This is a genomic window from Polyangiaceae bacterium, from assembly GCA_020633235.1.
Taxonomy (GTDB): domain Bacteria; phylum Myxococcota_A; class Polyangia; order Polyangiales; family Polyangiaceae; genus JACKEA01.
In genome coordinates this window covers 215323-231674 of record JACKEA010000008.1, presented here as the reverse complement: position 1 = coordinate 231674, position 16352 = coordinate 215323, and the positions used below count along the sequence as shown (strand labels likewise).

General features: G+C 66.7%; 19 protein-coding genes. 15 read left to right on the top strand and 4 right to left on the bottom strand.

The genetic code is table 11. From position 1 onward, the window contains the following. Nucleotides 1-193 precede the first annotated feature (193 nt). From H6717_37095 to H6717_37085, 3 genes are read left to right on the top strand one after another with little or no spacing between them, the layout of a single operon-like run. The gene (locus H6717_37095; GenBank protein MCB9582715.1) at nt 194-739 is read left to right on the top strand and encodes a hypothetical protein; all 546 of its coding nucleotides are present in this window, start codon (nt 194-196) and stop codon (nt 737-739) included. 41 nt (nt 740-780) lie between these two features. Then, the gene (locus H6717_37090; protein MCB9582714.1) at nt 781-1602 is read left to right on the top strand and encodes an SDR family NAD(P)-dependent oxidoreductase; all 822 of its coding nucleotides are present in this window, start codon (nt 781-783) and stop codon (nt 1600-1602) included. A 43-nt stretch (nt 1603-1645) separates the two neighbouring features. Then, nucleotides 1646-2119: a hypothetical protein gene (locus H6717_37085; protein ID MCB9582713.1), complete on the top strand. Its 474-nt coding sequence runs from the start codon at nt 1646-1648 to the stop codon at nt 2117-2119. Here the strand turns inward: H6717_37085 and H6717_37080 are convergent. After that, nucleotides 2079-4106: an ATP-dependent DNA helicase gene (locus H6717_37080; GenBank protein ID MCB9582712.1), complete on the bottom strand. Its 2028-nt coding sequence runs from the start codon at nt 4104-4106 to the stop codon at nt 2079-2081. The two genes, H6717_37085 and H6717_37080, sit on opposite strands and share 41 nt — an antisense overlap. Nucleotides 4107-4116: 10 nt before the next feature. After that, entirely contained in the window at nt 4117-4467 is a 351-nt protein-coding gene (locus H6717_37075) for a PilZ domain-containing protein (protein MCB9582711.1), read from the bottom strand. A 246-nt stretch (nt 4468-4713) separates the two neighbouring features. Here H6717_37075 and H6717_37070 point away from each other — a divergent pair, with 246 nt between their 5' ends. The 3 genes from H6717_37070 to H6717_37060 all read left to right on the top strand — a co-directional run bounded on the left by H6717_37070 (nt 4714) and on the right by H6717_37060 (nt 8186). After that, complete coding sequence (locus H6717_37070; GenBank protein ID MCB9582710.1) at nt 4714-5142, top strand: hypothetical protein; 429 nt, start codon at nt 4714-4716, stop codon at nt 5140-5142. A 75-nt stretch (nt 5143-5217) separates the two neighbouring features. Then, nucleotides 5218-6906: a SurA N-terminal domain-containing protein gene (locus H6717_37065; protein ID MCB9582709.1), complete on the top strand. Its 1689-nt coding sequence runs from the start codon at nt 5218-5220 to the stop codon at nt 6904-6906. Between the two features lie 62 nt (nt 6907-6968). Then, complete coding sequence (locus H6717_37060) at nt 6969-8186, top strand: insulinase family protein (GenBank protein ID MCB9582708.1); 1218 nt, start codon at nt 6969-6971, stop codon at nt 8184-8186. Here the strand turns inward: H6717_37060 and H6717_37055 are convergent. Together H6717_37055 and H6717_37050 are read right to left on the bottom strand one after the other, a co-directional pair. Continuing rightward, nucleotides 8183-8824: a hypothetical protein gene (locus tag H6717_37055; protein MCB9582707.1), complete on the bottom strand. Its 642-nt coding sequence runs from the start codon at nt 8822-8824 to the stop codon at nt 8183-8185. The two genes, H6717_37060 and H6717_37055, sit on opposite strands and share 4 nt — an antisense overlap. Further along, nucleotides 8806-9729 carry a branched-chain amino acid transaminase gene (locus tag H6717_37050; protein MCB9582706.1) on the bottom strand — a complete coding sequence of 308 codons (924 nt, stop codon included), beginning with the start codon at nt 9727-9729 and terminating at the stop codon, nt 8806-8808. The genes H6717_37055 and H6717_37050 overlap by 19 nt, the downstream gene beginning before the upstream one ends. Before the next feature lie 386 nt (nt 9730-10115). Here H6717_37050 and H6717_37045 point away from each other — a divergent pair, with 386 nt between their 5' ends. The 9 genes from H6717_37045 to H6717_37005 all read left to right on the top strand — a co-directional run bounded on the left by H6717_37045 (nt 10116) and on the right by H6717_37005 (nt 16134). After that, entirely contained in the window at nt 10116-10589 is a 474-nt protein-coding gene (locus H6717_37045) for a hypothetical protein (protein MCB9582705.1), read from the top strand. 4 nt (nt 10590-10593) lie between these two features. Next, nucleotides 10594-11019, top strand: coding sequence for a hypothetical protein (locus H6717_37040; protein ID MCB9582704.1), 426 nt, complete (start codon nt 10594-10596; stop codon nt 11017-11019). Nucleotide 11020: 1 nt separating this feature from the next. After that, entirely contained in the window at nt 11021-11362 is a 342-nt protein-coding gene (locus H6717_37035; GenBank protein ID MCB9582703.1) for a hypothetical protein, read from the top strand. Nucleotides 11363-11589: 227 nt separating this feature from the next. Then, nucleotides 11590-12129, top strand: coding sequence for an OmpA family protein (locus H6717_37030; GenBank protein ID MCB9582702.1), 540 nt, complete (start codon nt 11590-11592; stop codon nt 12127-12129). Between the two features lie 35 nt (nt 12130-12164). Further along, nucleotides 12165-12896 (top strand): MotA/TolQ/ExbB proton channel family protein, encoded by a 732-nt coding sequence (locus H6717_37025; GenBank protein MCB9582701.1) that lies wholly within the window; start codon nt 12165-12167, stop codon nt 12894-12896. Between the two features lie 3 nt (nt 12897-12899). After that, on the top strand, nt 12900-13388 hold the full coding sequence (locus H6717_37020) for a biopolymer transporter ExbD (GenBank protein MCB9582700.1): 489 nt from the start codon (nt 12900-12902) through the stop codon (nt 13386-13388). A gap of 2 nt (nt 13389-13390) precedes the next feature. Beyond that, nucleotides 13391-14215, top strand: a complete 825-nt coding sequence (locus tag H6717_37015) for a TonB C-terminal domain-containing protein (GenBank protein ID MCB9582699.1) — start codon at nt 13391-13393, stop codon at nt 14213-14215. After that, nucleotides 14212-15537: a PD40 domain-containing protein gene (locus H6717_37010; GenBank protein MCB9582698.1), complete on the top strand. Its 1326-nt coding sequence runs from the start codon at nt 14212-14214 to the stop codon at nt 15535-15537. The genes H6717_37015 and H6717_37010 overlap by 4 nt, the downstream gene beginning before the upstream one ends. Before the next feature lie 69 nt (nt 15538-15606). After that, on the top strand, nt 15607-16134 hold the full coding sequence (locus tag H6717_37005) for a hypothetical protein (protein MCB9582697.1): 528 nt from the start codon (nt 15607-15609) through the stop codon (nt 16132-16134). Nucleotides 16135-16352 lie beyond the last annotated feature (218 nt).

The following is a 16352-nucleotide window of genomic DNA, read 5'->3' as shown; positions in this document are numbered from 1 at the left end:
TTTGATGTTGGTGCGGCGCGGAACCTCCCGGACGTCCGCGTGGTTCCGCGCTGCACCAACAAAATTCCCAATGGCCGAAACGTGGGGACCGGCGCGCCAAGGCCAACGATCCCTCAGCCACGAAGATGTCAGGAGAGCCCCAAAGAAGACGTTTTCATTTTCGTGGAGCGGTCGGCGGGGATAGACATGGGTCATGCGGTCGATCTCCTGGTGCGTGGTGACGGCGTTCGTCGTGGCGGCGTGTGGCGGCAAGACGTCCATCGGCGACGCGGACGGCGGCGTCGGGGGCAGCGGCGCGAGTGGCGGCGTGGGCGCCAGTGGCGGCGTGGGCGCCAGTGGCGGCGTGGGCGCCAGCGGCGGCGTGGGCGCGAGCGGCGGCGTGGGCGCGAGCGGCGGCGTGGGCGCGAGTGGCGGCGTGGGCGCCAGCGGCGGCGTGGGCGGCTTCGGCGGCACCGGCGGCGGCGTGGTCAGCAGTCCCTGCCCCGAGCTGTGCGCCAATCCCGGCTTCGGCAATTGCCCGAGCGATCCTCCGACCGCGGGCTGCCTGCAAGATTGCGAGGACGCCCGGGACCAGATCGCGCAGAGCTTCCCGAACTGCGCGTCGAACTACGATGCTTTGCTGGGCTGCGCGGCAGGCCTCCCACCCTCGGCGTTCATCTGTCAGGACGGCTCCACCACGCTCGCCGGCAACGCCTGTTCCGGCCTGATCGCGTCCCTGGAGAGCTGCCTCAATCCCTGACGGGATGGCGCCGGGGCGGCGTAGTGATATGTGACGCCGCGATGAAGCCGATGGATTTCCGCTCGCGCTGGGTGCTCGTCACCGGCGCCTCGTCGGGTTTGGGCCAAGAGATGGCGCGGCAGCTCGCGCACGAGCACGGCGCGAACATCGTGGCGGTCGCGCGCCGCGCGGATCGCCTCGATGCGCTGAAACAAGAGCTCGAGCCCGCCGGCGTGAACGTGCGGACCGTCACCGCGGACCTGCGCAAGGTCGACGACGTGGATCGCGTGTTCGACGAGGCGACGCGCGAGGGCCCTTTGTACGGCGCGATCCTGAACGCCGGGGTCACGCACTTCGGCGATTGGCACGAGCTCGGCTGGGAAGGCTTTCAGCGCATGCTGGAGACCAACGTGGTGAGCGCGGTGCGCTTCAGCACGTTGCTGCTCCCCTACCTGGAACGGCAGGGCGAGGGCGGCGGCATGATGCTCGTCTCCAGCATGGCCGGCCTCGCGCCGGTGCCGTACCAGGCGGCCTACTCCGGAACCAAGGCCTTCCTCGTGAACTACGGCTGCAGCCTGTGGCACGAGATGAAGCACAAGAACGTGTCGATCACGACCTTCGCTCCCGGCGGCATCGTCACGGAGATGACCGCGGGGCAGCGCTTCGATTCATTGCGCGGCTGGCTGATGCCGGTGGACCGCGCCGCGCGCTCCGGACTCGAGGGCTTCCGCAAGCGGAAGTACCTGCACGTGCCCGGCGTGGTCTACAAGATGCTGGCCACGCTATCGAACTTCGCGCCGGAGCCCTTCGCGTCTTCCCGCGTGGCGGCGCAGTATCGTGCGTCGCTGCAGGCCGCCAAGGCCGAGAGCGGCGAACGTCACTGACTGCGCTTGCAGCTGCGCCGCGAGCAGGAGCGACGGTGTTGGAGTGAGCGAGCGCAAGTTGGAGCTGAAGAGCTGGAAGGACGGACACGGCGTCGATTTGACCTTGGGCCGCGTCGTCGTGGCGGAACCCGACGAAGAATACGCGTACGTCAAGGCGTCGGGATCGTACCGGTCGCAGCGGGCCGACGCGTTCAACCCCATGCGAATGGCGATTGTCGGGGCCATGGCTTGGAAGGGCCGCGCCAGGACGAGCGGCCTCGTCCTCGACCTATCCGAGCTCGACTACACATCGGGCGACACGCTGCTGTTGACCTTTCGCACTCCGATCGTGCGGGATGAGGTCGGCGAACGCGTCGGATTGATCTGGAGCGTGTCGAACGAGCCCCACATTCGCAGTCTGATCGAAGACGAACGGGACGATAGCGACGACCTTCTGGCCCGCTGCCACCCGACGCTCGAGGCCTGCATAGCGCATCTCAGCGCGATGGCCCCGCCGCCGTGGCGCAGGAAACGCTGACCTGAGACATCGCGCGCCACGCTTGCTCCACCTCCGCGAGGTCGTCGCTGCGGCGCGCCGGCGGCAAGGTGGCGAGCAATCGCTTGCCATAGCCCCGGCGGTGCACGCGTTCGTCGAGCAGCGCCACGATGCCGTGATCCGTCACCGTGCGGATCAGGCGGCCGAAGCCCTGCTTCAGCAAGATGGCGGCGGAGGGCACTGATAGCTCCATGAACGGATTTCCGCCCTCGGCCTCGATGGCGTTGGCGCGAGCCACGGCAATCGGATCCGTGGGCACCGAGAACGGCACCTTCTCGAGCACCACCAGGCGCAGGGCAGAGCCCGGCACGTCCACGCCTTCCCAAAAGCCCATGGTCGCGACCAACACGGCGGAGCCGCTCTGGCGAAAGCTCTCGAGCAGCCGCGTCTTGGGCGCGTCGCCCTGGAGCAGGATCTCGCGGTCGGGCAGCGCTTCGCGAAGGGAGCGCGCGAGCCCCCGCATGGACCGGAGGGAAGTGGTGAGCACGAAGGCGCCACCGTCCGTCAGCTCCACCAGCTTCGCGATGCGCTCGCTGGCCCGCGCTTCGAATTCCGGCGATCGCGGCGACGGCAGATCCTTCGGCGTGTACAGGAGGGCGTGGCCTTCGAAGTCGAAGGGCGACGGGACCAGGAGCTCCGTCACGTCCAGGTCTTCGCCGCCGAGCCCCACCCGCGAGCGTAGATAGCGGAACGGGCTCTCGCTCTCCGTGCCCGTCGCCAGCGTGGCACTGGTCAGCACCACGGCGGGCACGCTCTCGAAGATCTTGTCGCGGAAGGTGGCGGACAGATCCACCGGCGACGACGACAGCACCCGCTTCCGCGCCGTGGTCTCGAGCCAAGTGACGCGCCCCGGCGCGCCTTCGGCGATCACCGCGAGGTTGTCCCTCGCTTCCCCCGCGCGACGCTCCACCACCTCCAGCGCCTCGGAGAGCCCGACGGCGCCGTGCAGCTTCTGACGCGGACCGGATAGCGCGCCACGGATGGACGCCGCGACGTTCGCGACGTCCTCCAGCCGCGCATCGAGCTCGTGCCACGCGGCCGCGAGCTCCCCCACCCACAGATCACGTTCCACGGGGACGCGGCTTTCCCGCGCCGCACCAGCATCCCCCGAAAGCTGACGCCAGAACCGTTCGGCGGCGGTGCGCACGGCATTCACCACGCTCTCCCAGCGGCCGGAGCTGCCGAGCTTCAGGGAATCGGCGAACAGGAACGCGCGCTCCGCGTCCCGAAGGAAAGCGTCGATGCGCGCGCTGGACACGCGAATGCCAAAGAAGTCCGTGGCGACGTCCTCCAGCTGGTGCGCTTCGTCGAAGATCACGGCGTCGTAGTCCGGGATCACGCGGCCGGGGTGGGGCCCGCGCAGGGCCAGATCGGCGAAGAACAAGTGGTGATTCACGATCAAGAGCCGCGCTCGCTCCGCGCGTCGCTTCATGCGCGTGACGAAACACTCTTCGTAGTGCTCGCAGGCGCTGCCCACCCGCGTATCGCTCGAGGACGTGACCTCGCGCCAGATGGCGGCATCTTCTGCCAGGGCGTCGAGCTCGGCGATATCTCCGCTCTCGGTCTCCCGGCGCCAGTTTTCCACCGTACCGATGGCGGAGCCCAGGCTGCGCCGACGTGCTTCTTCGAAGCGGCGCAAGCACAGATAGTTCGAAAGGCCCTTCATCACCTGGGCACGGGGATCGATGCCCAGCGCTCGCTCGATGAGCGGCAAGTCTCGCTCGGCGATCTGCTCTTGCAGCGCGCGCGTCGCCGTCGACACCACCACCTTGCGCCCGGAGAGGATGGCCGGCACCAGATACGCCAGCGTCTTGCCCGTCCCGGTTCCGGCCTCGCACAAGAGGATGCGATCTTCCGCCAGGGCGCGCTCCACCGCGTCCGCCATCTCGAGCTGACCCGCGCGGACTTCGTAGCCCGGCAAGTGACGGGACAGGGGCCCCGAGTCTCCGAGCAGCTCGCGCGCACTCATGCGTGGGGAGTCAGCCGGCGTCGGTCTTCGGCGGCGGGCCGCTCTCCAACTTGCCGTCAGCGGTCACAAACTGCACGCCCGCGATCTGGCCGTCGGCTTCGTCCTGGATCCAAACGATGCGCCCCTTGCGTCCGGACCCCTCTTCGTCCCCGATCAGGATGTCGTACTCGCCATCGAGCTCGATGGGATCCTCCACGATGATGCGAACACCACCGCGGCTCAGGTTCAGGGTCCAGCCCATGACCTCGACCCCCTCACGCCGCAGCACCACGCGCTCCGAGGCCTCGCGCCGAGCCCCGCCCTCTTGACGCCGTGTGCCATGGAGGGCCCCTGGGGGAGGAGTGTTGCTGCGAGGACTCACGGTTCGGGGCAACATAGCAAACCTGGGTACTTCCGTCCCCTGGGCCGACCTGTGGCCCAGACGCACGCTCCTTGACGCTGACGAACGGGTCTGCGAAGTTCCTAACGCAACCTCGACCCAGAGGGGGAGCGGGCTATTCATCGGTTTTTCCTGAAATATTCGTTAAGTTAGAGAGTGACGGCCGGCGGTCCGGTCGCTCACGACCCTTGGAATAAAGGCCTTCGAGCACCGGAGGCTGCAAGCCACATGCCCAATCCAACCCCCAGCGAGCTCAAGAAGCGCCTCGCAAGCGACGGCTTCGAGATTTATCGAACGACCGCCGACGCAGTTCAGCTCGCGGATCGTGTTCGCGACAACCTCATCATGGACAGCGGGGTGAGCGCCGTGGTGGGTGGCGCGCTCTCCGTCCGATTCATCACCAAGGCGCAAGCTTCGGAATTTCCAGGTGAATCAGGGGAGCAGCTGTTCGAGAGGGCGCGCCAGCTGGGCGCCGGCGCCGTGAGCGCGGGCTACGGCGAGGTGAGAACCAGCGTTGTCCCCGTGCATGATCCGGGTGACAGGGCCCGGGTGCTCGACACCTGGTACGAGGTCGTCTTCGAGAAGGCGGTCAATGACGCGGACCTCCTGGATCAGCTTCGCTACGCCCTGTCGCTGCCGAAATCCGCGACGCGCTGACGGATAGACCACCCCGGGGCTGCATGGTATTGCGGCCCCCCGCGCGCGGCAGCTGCGCGCTCAGGAATCCCGCCCATGTTGAGCCTTTTTCGACGCGGCGGAGCCGGCCAAGTCATCATCGGGGCCGTCGTCTTCGCCATCATCATCGTCTTCGTCCTGGAGTTCCGGGCGGGGCGGCAAGCTACCCAGTCGGCGTTGTCGCGTGACTGCGCAGTCAAGGTCATGGACCGCTGCGTCGACCGCAAGGAATACTTCGCCTCCTTCGGCCTGATCGTCCCTCGCGGCGTGCCACAGAAGAAGATCCGCGCGATGGGACTTCGCCGTCAGGTCGCCGAGGGTCTGGTGGAGCGTGAGCTCCTGCTCTCCGAGGCCGAACGTCTGGGCGTCTCCATCAGCGAGAAGGAGATCGACGACGAGCTGGCGACGGGGAAGGCGCACGTCTCGATTCCCGTGGGGCAAGTCAGCTTCCTCTCCTACAGCCTCGGCATCGGGGAAGACGGCGTCCGCGAGCTGCCGGTGAAGAGCGTCCAGACCGAAGCGTTCGACTACAAGATCTACGAACGCGTGGTGCGCAACACCACCAACCGGTCGCCCAAGGAGTTCAAGGAGATGCAGCGCCGCGAGCTGATCGCCGCGCGCGTGCGGGACTTGGTTCGGGCACGGGTTCGGGTTTCCGTGAAGGAAGCGGAAGCTCAGTGGACGCGGGAACGCTCGAAGGCGGTCGCGCGCATCGTTCACGTCGACAAGGCCTGGTTCGCCAAGTACGCCGTGGATACTTCCGACGCGGCGATGGAGGCCTGGGCCAAAGAGAACCCGCAGCAGCTCGACGAAGCCTGGAAGGCCGACAAGAAGAACTGGACTGCGGGCTGCCTGCTGGTCAGCGAGATCTTGGTGCCGGTGGATCCCGAGACGCCGGACGAAAACAAGGTCGATCTGCGCAAGAAGATCGAGGACGCCGCCGCCCGCCTCAAGAACAAGGAGCCCTTCGACCTGGTCGCCCGCGACCTGAGCCAGGGCTCGAGCGCCACTTGGGGTGGTGAGGTCGGCTGCCTCGGGGAAGGCTACGGCGTGGGCGCCAAGGAGCTTGGTGAGGCCGCCGCCAAGATGAAACCCGGTGAAGTGAGCCCGGTGCTGGAGACGGCGCGCGGCTTTCACATCCTGCGTCTCGACGGAAAGCTCGCCGAGAGCTCCATCGACAAGGTCGGCCGCTTGGCGAACGCGCGGCGCCTCGCCGTAGCGCTCGAGGCGGACGCCCTCACGAAGAAGTTTGCCGACGAGGTCATCGAGCGCGCCCAAAAGGGAGACAAGCTCGAGGACGTCGTGAAGGAGCTTTCCCGGAGCTACCTCTTGCCGCACTTCGCCGGCAAGAAGGACGAAGAGCCGAAGCCGCTTTCGGCCGACAACCGCCCCCGCGTCGAGATCTCCGCACCCTTCAACGAGATTGGCGGACCGTCACTGAACACGACGGCCGGCGAGAATCCCGCCCACGACGTGTTCGCCTTGGACAAGGTGGATGCCGTGGTGAAGAAGCCGCTCACCACCGACACCGGCCTCGCCGTGCTCCAGCTCAAGGAGAAGACGATGGCCAAGCACGAGGACTTCGAGAAGGACCGCGTGGACGTGCTCGATGGTCTGCGCGCCGCCAAGGCGCGCGACGCCATCTCGCGTTACATCGTCGAGCTTCGGGACAAGGCGAAGGACAAGATCCTGATCGATCCCAGGATCTTGGAAGAGGGCAAGGACGACGAGTCGGACGGCTCGTGAAGTCCGAGCTCACCCGACAAATCACGACCTTCGACAACGGCCTCACCCTCGTGGTGGTGCCCATGGAGAAGGTCCATCGCGTGGTCATCGACGCACATTTGCGGGTGGGGCCACGCTACGAGTCGGCGGAGAACAACGGCGTCAGCCACTTTCTCGAGCACATGCTGTATCGAGGGACGCCGCGCCATCCGTCGTCTCACGAGCAAGCCCTGGCCTTCGAGAGCCTGGGCGGGACGTTGGTCGCCGCCACCTACGTGGACCACGGCACCATGGCCATCGCCGTACCGCCCGAGAGCCTGAGCCGAGCGCTGCCCTTGTTCTGCGAGGTGTTCCGCTCTCCGGTGTTCGACGGCATGGACATCGAAAAGGGCATCGTCCGGGAGGAGATCCTGGAAGGCCTGGACGAGAGCGGCACCGACGTGGATCCCGACAACCTCGTGCGACAGCTGGCCTTCGGCGAGCACCCCCTCGGCTATCCCATCACCGGCAGCATCGAGCACGTGGAGCGCATGACGGAGCCGTTGCTCCACGAGCACCACGGGGCGCACTACGTGGGCGACAACACCGTGCTCACGGTGGCCGGTCCCGTGAACGCCGCCGACGTGGAAGCGCAGGTGCGGGCCGGGCTCGGGCCCATTGCGCGGGGCGGTCAGCCCCGCTCCCCTGCCGTGCCCGAGCAGACGGAAGCTCGCTTCCGCCACGTGCGCCACCAAGGCAGCCAGACGGCGGTGCGCGTTGCCTTCCGCGCTCCGGGAGACCACGACCCGGGAGAGCCAGCGACGGAAATGCTGCTGCGTGTGTTGGACGACGGCATGTCCACGCGCCTGTATCACCGCATCTGCGACAGCCGCGGCCTTTGCTACGACGTGTCCGCCGCGTACGAGGCGTACGCCGAGGGCGGGCTATTCGACATCGCCGCGGAGTCCGAGCACGAGCGCGCGCCGGAGGTGCTCGACGAGGTCTTCGGCTTGATGAAAGACCTCGCCGCCCAGGGCCCCACTGCAGAAGAGCTCGACAAGGCCAAGACCCGCTACGCTTGGCAACTCCAAGAGCTGCTCGACGATCCCGCCGAGGCCGCCGAGTTCTTCGGCTTCGGGATGCTCACCGGCGTGGCGCGCACGCCGGCAGAACGCCTCGCCGAGCTGTCCGACGTGAGCACCGAGGACGTGCGCCGCGCCGCCGAGCACATGGTGCGCCGCGCGTCCCTCTCCGTCGTCACCGTGGGCCTGCTGAGCAAGAAGCTCCAAGCCCGCGTCGAGCGCGCCGTATCGAGCTTCTAGTAGATCCGCCCTTCGACGCCCACGCGCTGCACGCGGGGCAGCACGCGCTCTCCCACGACGGCCAGGCGGTCGCCAATGGCGGTTTCCGCGCCCGGACCAACAGCATGCGTCACGAAAGAGGCGGCGTAGCACTGTCCCACCGCCACTCCGATGGCGAGCAGATACCCTTCCAGAGACGTGTCCGTGCGCCGCACGCCCGCGGTGACCGTCACCGAAAAGCCCGCCGGCGCCGTGATGTCGCGAGAGTCCAGCACGGTTTCCGGAGCTTCGCTGGGGTTCGGCAGATCGGGCCGCCACAGGTGCAGCTGCTTCTCGCACTCGTCTCGACTCACCAAGCGCGACGCGCGCCAAAGCCGTGCGCTGAGCTCGGAGTCCGTGGGACGGTGAATCGCCCGCAGCTCGTGCTTGCCGTCCAGCACCTGCCACTCGGAGGCCATTGGCAGCGGAACCTCGAGCGACTGGAAGCGCGAGGCCACCTGCTTCCACTGCGCATCCGCCAGGGGTTCGGGTTTTGGTTGGCTCGCCGCGGTAACGGCCGGGGTCGGACCAGCGCTGGGCGGCGGTGATTTCGCCTCCGGCGCGGGGCTGCAGGCCGCCACGAACAGCAGCAGCGCGGATTTCAGATGCGCGTGAGCCACTCGGGATGCGAGTCGTCCTTGCCGCGAACGACGTCGAAGTACCGCTGCTGCAAGGTGCGCGAGATCTCTCCCACCTTGCCGCTGCCAATGGGACGGTGATCCACCTCCACCACCGGAGTGACCTCCGCGGCAGTGCCCGTGAAGAACACTTCGTCGGCAAGGTAGAGCTCGTCCCGTGTGATGTACTCCTCACGCACGCGAATGCCCTGCTCCCGAGCGAGGGTGAGCACGGTGTCGCGAGTGATGCCGGCCAAGATGGAGGCCGACAGCGGCGGCGTGCGAAGGACGCCCTTCTTCACCACGAAGATGTTCTCTCCCGAACCTTCACTCACGTAGCCATTCACGTCCGTGAGAATGGCCTCGTCGAAACCGTCGAGCTTGGCTTCCTGTTTGGCCATCACGGAATTGATGTACTGGCCGACGAGCTTTCCCTTGGCGAAAGACACGTTGATGTGATGACGCGAGAACGAGCTGATACGACAGCGAATGCCGCTCTCCAGCGCGTCCTTGCCCAGGTACGTGCCCCACTTCCACCCGATCACGTAGGTGTTCACCGGGTTGTCCGGAGCGTACACGCCCATGGCGCCGTCGCCGATGGTCACCAGCGGCCGCAGATAGGCTTCGTCCAGGCGGTTCTCCCGCATCACCTGGATGCAGCCATCGAAGACCTGACCGCGCGACACTTTCGGCTTCATCAGCACCAAGCGGCAGGACTCGAACAGCCGGTCCACGTGCTCCTGGAGGCGGAAGATGCAGCTCTCGCCGCCGGCGCGTCGATAGCAGCGGATGCCCTCGAACGCGCCCACCCCATAGTGCAACGTGTGAGTGAGGAGCGAGGCCTGGCCCGCCTGGGCCCAGTCCACGATCTCACCGTTTTGCCAAACCTTTTCGCCGTGCTCCACCATCTCGGCCGCCCTGCCGACACCATAGCGGCGCGCCACCAGGGCGCCACACGGATCCGTCAGCAGCGCGGAATTTTTGCCGAGCGCCGGAAGAAGTCTGTGCTATTGACCGGGGCGCATTCGGCGGGAGAGGGCCCCGCGACGCCGTTCGGCGTCGGGCCGCCCAACCGGGGAACGGGCTCACGCCGGAGGCTACGGAAGTAGCGCAGGTCGCTCATCCGTAGCGAAAGGAACATCGACCCATGGATGGACAACGCCAGAGGTCCGGCGGAGGCCGGAGGCGAAGGCGCCGCGGCCGCACCGAAGCTCGGCCGGCGGCAGAGCCGGTGATGATTGCAGCGCGGCGACCCAACTCGCCCCTGCTCGCGCGACCGACGCGACGCTCCGTAGTGGCGTCCGCGTCGCCCGGAAGCAAAGCGGCTGCAGCGCTGGCGGCGGCCACGGCGACTCCGGAGGAGCCCGTCGCGCCGAAACCCGTGAAGGCGGAGCCCGCACCTCGCCGCGCGGCGCGCATCGTCCAGCTGCCGCGGGGGGACGCGGACGAGCGGGAAAAGCTCCGTCTGCGCCTGTTGGATCGGCTGATGGCCAGCGAGACGCGCGGCGCCATCACCCGCGCCGCAGACGAGTGCTTGAGAGAGGGCTTCGCGTTTCCCGAAGAGCAGCCGGTACAGCTGCAGCTGCTCGAGCACTTCGACGAGGAACGCGCGCGGGACGCGATCACGGTCTTGGGCCGCCTGCTCGAGGAGCAGCCGCCGCACAAGAAGCCCATATTGGTACAGCGTCTTCGACGCCTGGAAGAGTACGCGGACGAGCCGCAAACGCGGGAAGCCGCAGCCGCTCTGCGTCGCGGCATCCGCCCCTGAAGCCATGACGGAGCTCGGTGCCCGCGACTTCGAAGCTCGATTTCGCGAGCTGACGCTGAGCTTCGAGCGCCAGCGCGACAACGTCGGCTGCGTTCAATGCGTGAGCTGCAGCGGTTGCATGAGCTGCACCTTCTGCCGAGAGGGAGAGCGACTGGTCCGCTGTCACTACTGCGTTCGCTGCCGAGAGTGCACGGACAGCAGTCACTGCAAGGACGGCCAGGGCCTCCTGGGCTGCCATCACTGCACGGAGAGCGAGAGCTGCAGCGCGAGCTCCTATCTGGTGCGCTGCGTCGCGCTGTCACGCTGCACGTATTGCTTTGGCTGCGTGGGGCTCTCCGGCAAGGACTTCCACATACTGAACGAGCCGTACTCGCGTCAGGACTACTTCGCCATCACACGGCGCCTCTCGCGGGAGCTCGGGATCGTCTGAGATGAGCGGCGACGTCACCGATCCCACTCTCGAAGCGCTGTGGAAGAAGGTGCTCGACGACTGGGACAACCAAGCGCTGCACGGAACCTTCCTCGAGTACTGCCAAAGCAACGGACGGCTGGTGGAGGCGGCGGTGCGCTACCGCGGCATGTCCGGGGACCGAGAGCGGGGAGAGAGCGCCGAGAAGCACCTGAAGAGCGTGCTGGCGCTGGCCATGGCCCAGCTCGAGACCCTGCGCTCTCCACGCCCTGAGAGCCAGTCACGGGCGGGAAGCATCGCCCTCATCCTGCTGTTCATCGGGGGTACCCTGGGCATCCTGGCCTATCTCGCCGCTTCCCGCTGAAGCGGAATTTTGGCGGGGCACTTCGTCCCGGCGGGACGAAAAACAGCACATTTTCGGGCCTCAAGCACCCATTGCGCACCCGCTCCCACGCGACTATCAATGGGAATCCCCGATGGTCGACGCTCGTTGATCGCCGCAGGCACTTTGTGAGTGGGGCGGGCGTTGCCACGGAGGCTGGCCAAGGGCTGGCCTCGCTTTTTTCCATTCCGAGACAAGGAGACATCCGGATGAAGCCGACCACTTTGCTGACGCTCGCTCTAGGCTCTGCCCTTCTCGTGGGATGCGGAGGAGACGAGAAGAAGCCGCCCATGGCTCCCACGGGCGACACCACCGCCCCCACCGCCACCGCCGCCACGGAAGACAACCCCAAGCCCGACGACGATCCGAGCAAGAGCCAGATCAACATCTCCGAGGAGATCAAGAAGGCCTGCGGGATTTCGGACTCGGATGCCTACTTTGCCTTCGACTCCGCGCACATCCGCCCGCAGGACCACAAGATCCTGGGACAGCTCGCCACCTGCTTCACCAGCGGTCCGCTCGCAGGGCGCGAGATGCGCTTGGTGGGTCACGCCGATCCCCGCGGCGACGAGGACTACAACATGGTGCTGGGCGGCCGGCGCGCCGACAACGTCAAGGCCTTCATCGTCCAGAAGGGCTTGGACGACGGCAAGGTGGTGACCAGCTCCCGCGGCGAAATGGACGCCACGGGCACGGACGAATCGAGCTGGTCGCGGGACCGGCGCGTCGACGTCATGCTCGGCGAATGAGCAAAACCAGCGGAATTCAGCTATAGGCTTAAGCCATGACCGACGGGGCCCAGGCGAACCTCGATCCGGTCCAGCTCATGCTGGACTCGTCGGGCGTGGTGAAAGTCGTGCTCTTGATCCTGCTCCTGGCCTCCACGGCGGTCTGGATCATCTGGATCTTGAAGTGGCTGCAGCTCGGGCGCCTCCGGACGGCGCAGCACAAGTTCGAGAAGGACGCGGAGGGGGTTTCCTCGGCGTCCGACCTCATCTCGCTGGCTCTGAAGCACCGGGCTTCGCCTGGCGGTCGGGTGGTGTTGGAGCTCGCCAAGCGCCACCACCACCCGAACCTCAGCTCGGATCTACTCATGGCGGTGGCCAAGCGGGCCATCGCGTCGGAGTACCAGCGGGCGGCCACGCTGATGCCCACGCTCTCCAGCATCGCATCCGCGTCGCCCTTCATCGGTCTGTTCGGCACGGTGTGGGGCATCATGAGCGCGTTCCTCCGCATCGGCGTAGAGAAGAGCGCTTCGCTCCCGGTCGTCGCGCCGGCCATCGGTGAAGCGTTGATCGCCACGGCCTTCGGCTTGGTGGCGGCGATTCCGGCGACCATCGGCTTCAACTACGTCGACCGTCGCATCGGGGATCTGCTGGAGGAGCTGGGGGCATCCGCGGAAGCCTGGGCGGAGACGCTGGCGGCGGATCCCGGCGGGCCCACGTCCGCCGTGCCGCTGGTGAAGCAGTCGGATCGCCCACCCCCGGCGCCTCAAATGGGCTACGCGGGAGGCTGACGCGTGGGCGTCAAGCTCGGCGGCGGCCGTGGCGGGCGCGGGGGCTTCCGCGACATCAACGTGACGCCGCTCGTCGACGTCATGCTGGTGCTGCTCGTGGTGTTCATGGTCACCGCGCCGCTGCTCACCACCGGTCTGCGCATCGACTTGCCGGAGGTGAAGGCCGCGCAAACGCCGGTGAAGGACGCGCGGCTGTTGGTCACCGTCACCAAAGACGAGCGCATCCTGTTCGGCGAGAAAGACGTCACCGGTCGCATCGACCAGGCCCTGAAAGAGAGCGCCCGCGTCCAGAAAGAGCGCCAGCTCTTCATCCGCGCCGACAAGGACGCTCGCTACGGTGTCGTGGCTTTGGTTGTTGCTGCGGCGCGGAACAGCGGCGTGGAGTCCCTCAACCTGCTCGTGCAGCCGGAGCTCGAAGAGGTTCCGGACGACGAGCCCAGCCCGAAGCAGCCCGGTTCGGGTGGTAGTGCCCCCGCGGGCTCCGCTCCCTGACCATGAGCAGCACCTCCGCCAGCACCTTCTCCACCGTCGAGATCTCGACGGCCGTGGTGTTCGCGGCGGTGATTCAAATGGCGTTCGTGCTGCTGCTGATCTTGGCCGGCGCGGGCAACGCCAAGATCGTGGCCAAGGAACCACCGCCGCCCAAGGAGATCCCGATCGCCGTGCAACCGGTGATGGACGACCTGCCTCTGCTCAAGCTCGGCGGCCGCAAGAAGGTGCGCGCCAAGCTGCCGGACATGTGGAAGAAGCAGCCGCCGATCCCCATCAAGCGCTTTGAAGAGAAGAGCGCCCCTTCGGAAACCGCGAAGGACGATCCGAAGGAGATCCCCACCAGCGAGGTCGCCAAGGGGGACGCCGAGGCGCCGCCGCCGGACGCCGAGATCGCGAAGCAAGTGGACGAAACCCTGGACGCCGGCCCGCAGCCCGACGCCAGCGTGCCGGAGGGTGAAGGCTCGCCGGATGGCGTGAAAGAGGGTACCGAAACGGATCCGCTCAAGGCGCGCGCCGTGAGCCTCTACAAGATGAAGATCCTCGGCTGGTTCAATGCGCGTTTCCGCCCGCCCGCAGGACAGATTCCATGCGCGGAGCTCAAGAAATTGAGTACCGGCGTGTCGGCCACCGTCGGACCCGACAGGACCGTGAACGGCTACAGCATCACTCGACCGAGCGGAAATGCCACGTTCGACGCCAAGGTGAAGGCGACGATGGACGGCATCGTGGGGCAGCAGCTGCCTCCTCCGCCGCCGCTGTATCCCGACCTGGCGATTGGTGCGGCGGTCTATCCAACTTTTTCTGGAGCTGGAGCTAAATGCGAATGAGACGAGCGCTGAGCGCGCTGCTTTTGACTCTTCTTTCGAGCGCGGTGGCTACTGCGCAGGACTCGAAGAAACCGCCGGACGAGAGCCTGCTCGGAGAGTTCGTGGTGACCGGCACCAACACGCAGGAGCACATTCCGAAGATCGCGATCTTGCCGTCGCTGTCTCCGGATCTGGAAGACGTGATCGTGCGCGGCGTGGTGCGCCGCGACTTCGAGCTCACCGGCATGTTCGACGTGATCTCGGACTCCAAGGCGCCACCCGGATTGTACGGTTTCGACGATCCGGTGGACGTGGACGCCTGGCGCAAGCTCGGCGCCGAGAGCATCGTGAAGGTGGCTGCCCGCGCTACCAAGGGCAGCAAGATCGAGGTGTTCGGCCTCGCCTACTTCCTCAACGTGGGTAAGGATCCCGTGTACGAGAAGAAGCTCTTGGTCGACAAGAGCGACGTGCGCGTCACCGCCCATCGCATCACCGACGCCCTCCTGGGCGCCCTCACGGGCCGTCCCGGCGGCTTCGCCAGCCACTTCACCTTCAGCGGCAAGTGGGGCAAGAACCGCCGCGTGTTCACCATGGATTCCGACGGCCATGATCTGAAGCCGTTCACGAATCCGGATCACACGGCCATCGCGCCCACCTGGGGACCGAACCAGTCCGTGTTCTACGCGGACAGCAAGAACTACGCGCCCTTCAAGTTGATGGCGTGGGACGGCAAGCAGTCCAAGCCCATCCCCATGCCCACCAAGGGCAGCGTCTACGGCGTGGCCTTCAACAAGGACCACAGCAAGATGGCCGTGGCGCTCGCCGAGCCCTTCGGCAGTGCCATCTGGGTCGGCAACCCGGACGGCAGCGGCATGAAGAAGGTCTCCACCACGCCCATCGCCACCCACCCCGCCTTCAGCCCCTCCGGCAAGCTCGGCTGGATCGGCGGAGACCCGAAGAAGAGGGGCGGTCAGCGCGTGTACGTGGACGGCAAGGCCGTCTCGCCGCCGGGCTTCACTGCCGCTGCGCCGGTGTTCTGCGACACGGAGGACGGCATTCGGCTGGTGTACTCCGTGGCCGTGGGAGGCGATCGTCAGGACATCGTGATGAGCAACGAGAAGGGCCAAGGCATCTCGCGCCTCACGCAGAACATGGGCACCAACAAGTACCCGGCCTGCAGCCCCGACGGCCGGCTGCTGGCGTTCTTCTCCACTCGCAAGAAGAGCCCGGGTATCTACTTCTTGAGCCTCAAGCGCTGGCGCACCAACAAGCTCAACGGACAGATGGGCGAGTCTCTCAGGTGGGAGCCGCTCCCACCTCCGGCCAAGACCGCGGCGCCCTGATACTGCTCAGCCCCTCGCCCTCGCGAGCAATGTAGAATCGCCTCAAACCGAACGCTGGGGAGGACGGCGATGTCAGTGAAGCGGGTGTTGGGGTTGTTGTTCGGGTTCGTGTGTGCTTGCTCTTCGGGCAGCGGGAGTGGCGGCGGCGGAGTGAACGGCTCGGGGCTGTGCAAGACGGCATGCGACAAGTACGCCCAGGCCGGATGCGGCACGGCCGACTGCGAGCAGAACTGCGAACAAGGCCGGACACAGCTCGTAAGCGCTTACCCTGCCTGCACGTCAATCTACGACGCCTATCTATCCTGCGAGCTCAATCAGGCCGTGGACTGCAGCCACACCAACACTGGCATGTGTCAAACCCAGATGCAGGCAGTCCAGGATTGCTTCGCCTGTCCCCCTTCCACGGGGGGGCCACAGCCCGGCCAGACGTGCCAAGCGGCGGACGAAGGCAAGGAGGCTTGCTGGGGCTGCAAAGCCGTCGTCGACTGCCGTTACGAGGACGGCCTCTTCCTGTGGCGCATCAAGCAAGACTGCGAGGTAGACGGCTACACCTGCGAGATGGACACCACCTCCAGTGGCAGCGCGTACTGCTACTGACCGCGTAGTCAGAGCACCAAGGACAGGTCTTCGAGCAGGACGCGTCCGCGATCAGGGCGCGCGACGAACTCCGGCCCTCCCAGACCGCGGTACGCATCGCGGGAACCACGCGGTCGTCGCGCGACGAAAGCGGTTGGGTCTACGCGGTCGCCTTGGGTGATCGCCAGCTCGTCGAGGGAGGCGCTTCCAGTTGGAGCGGTGTAGTTCCAATCCCGAGG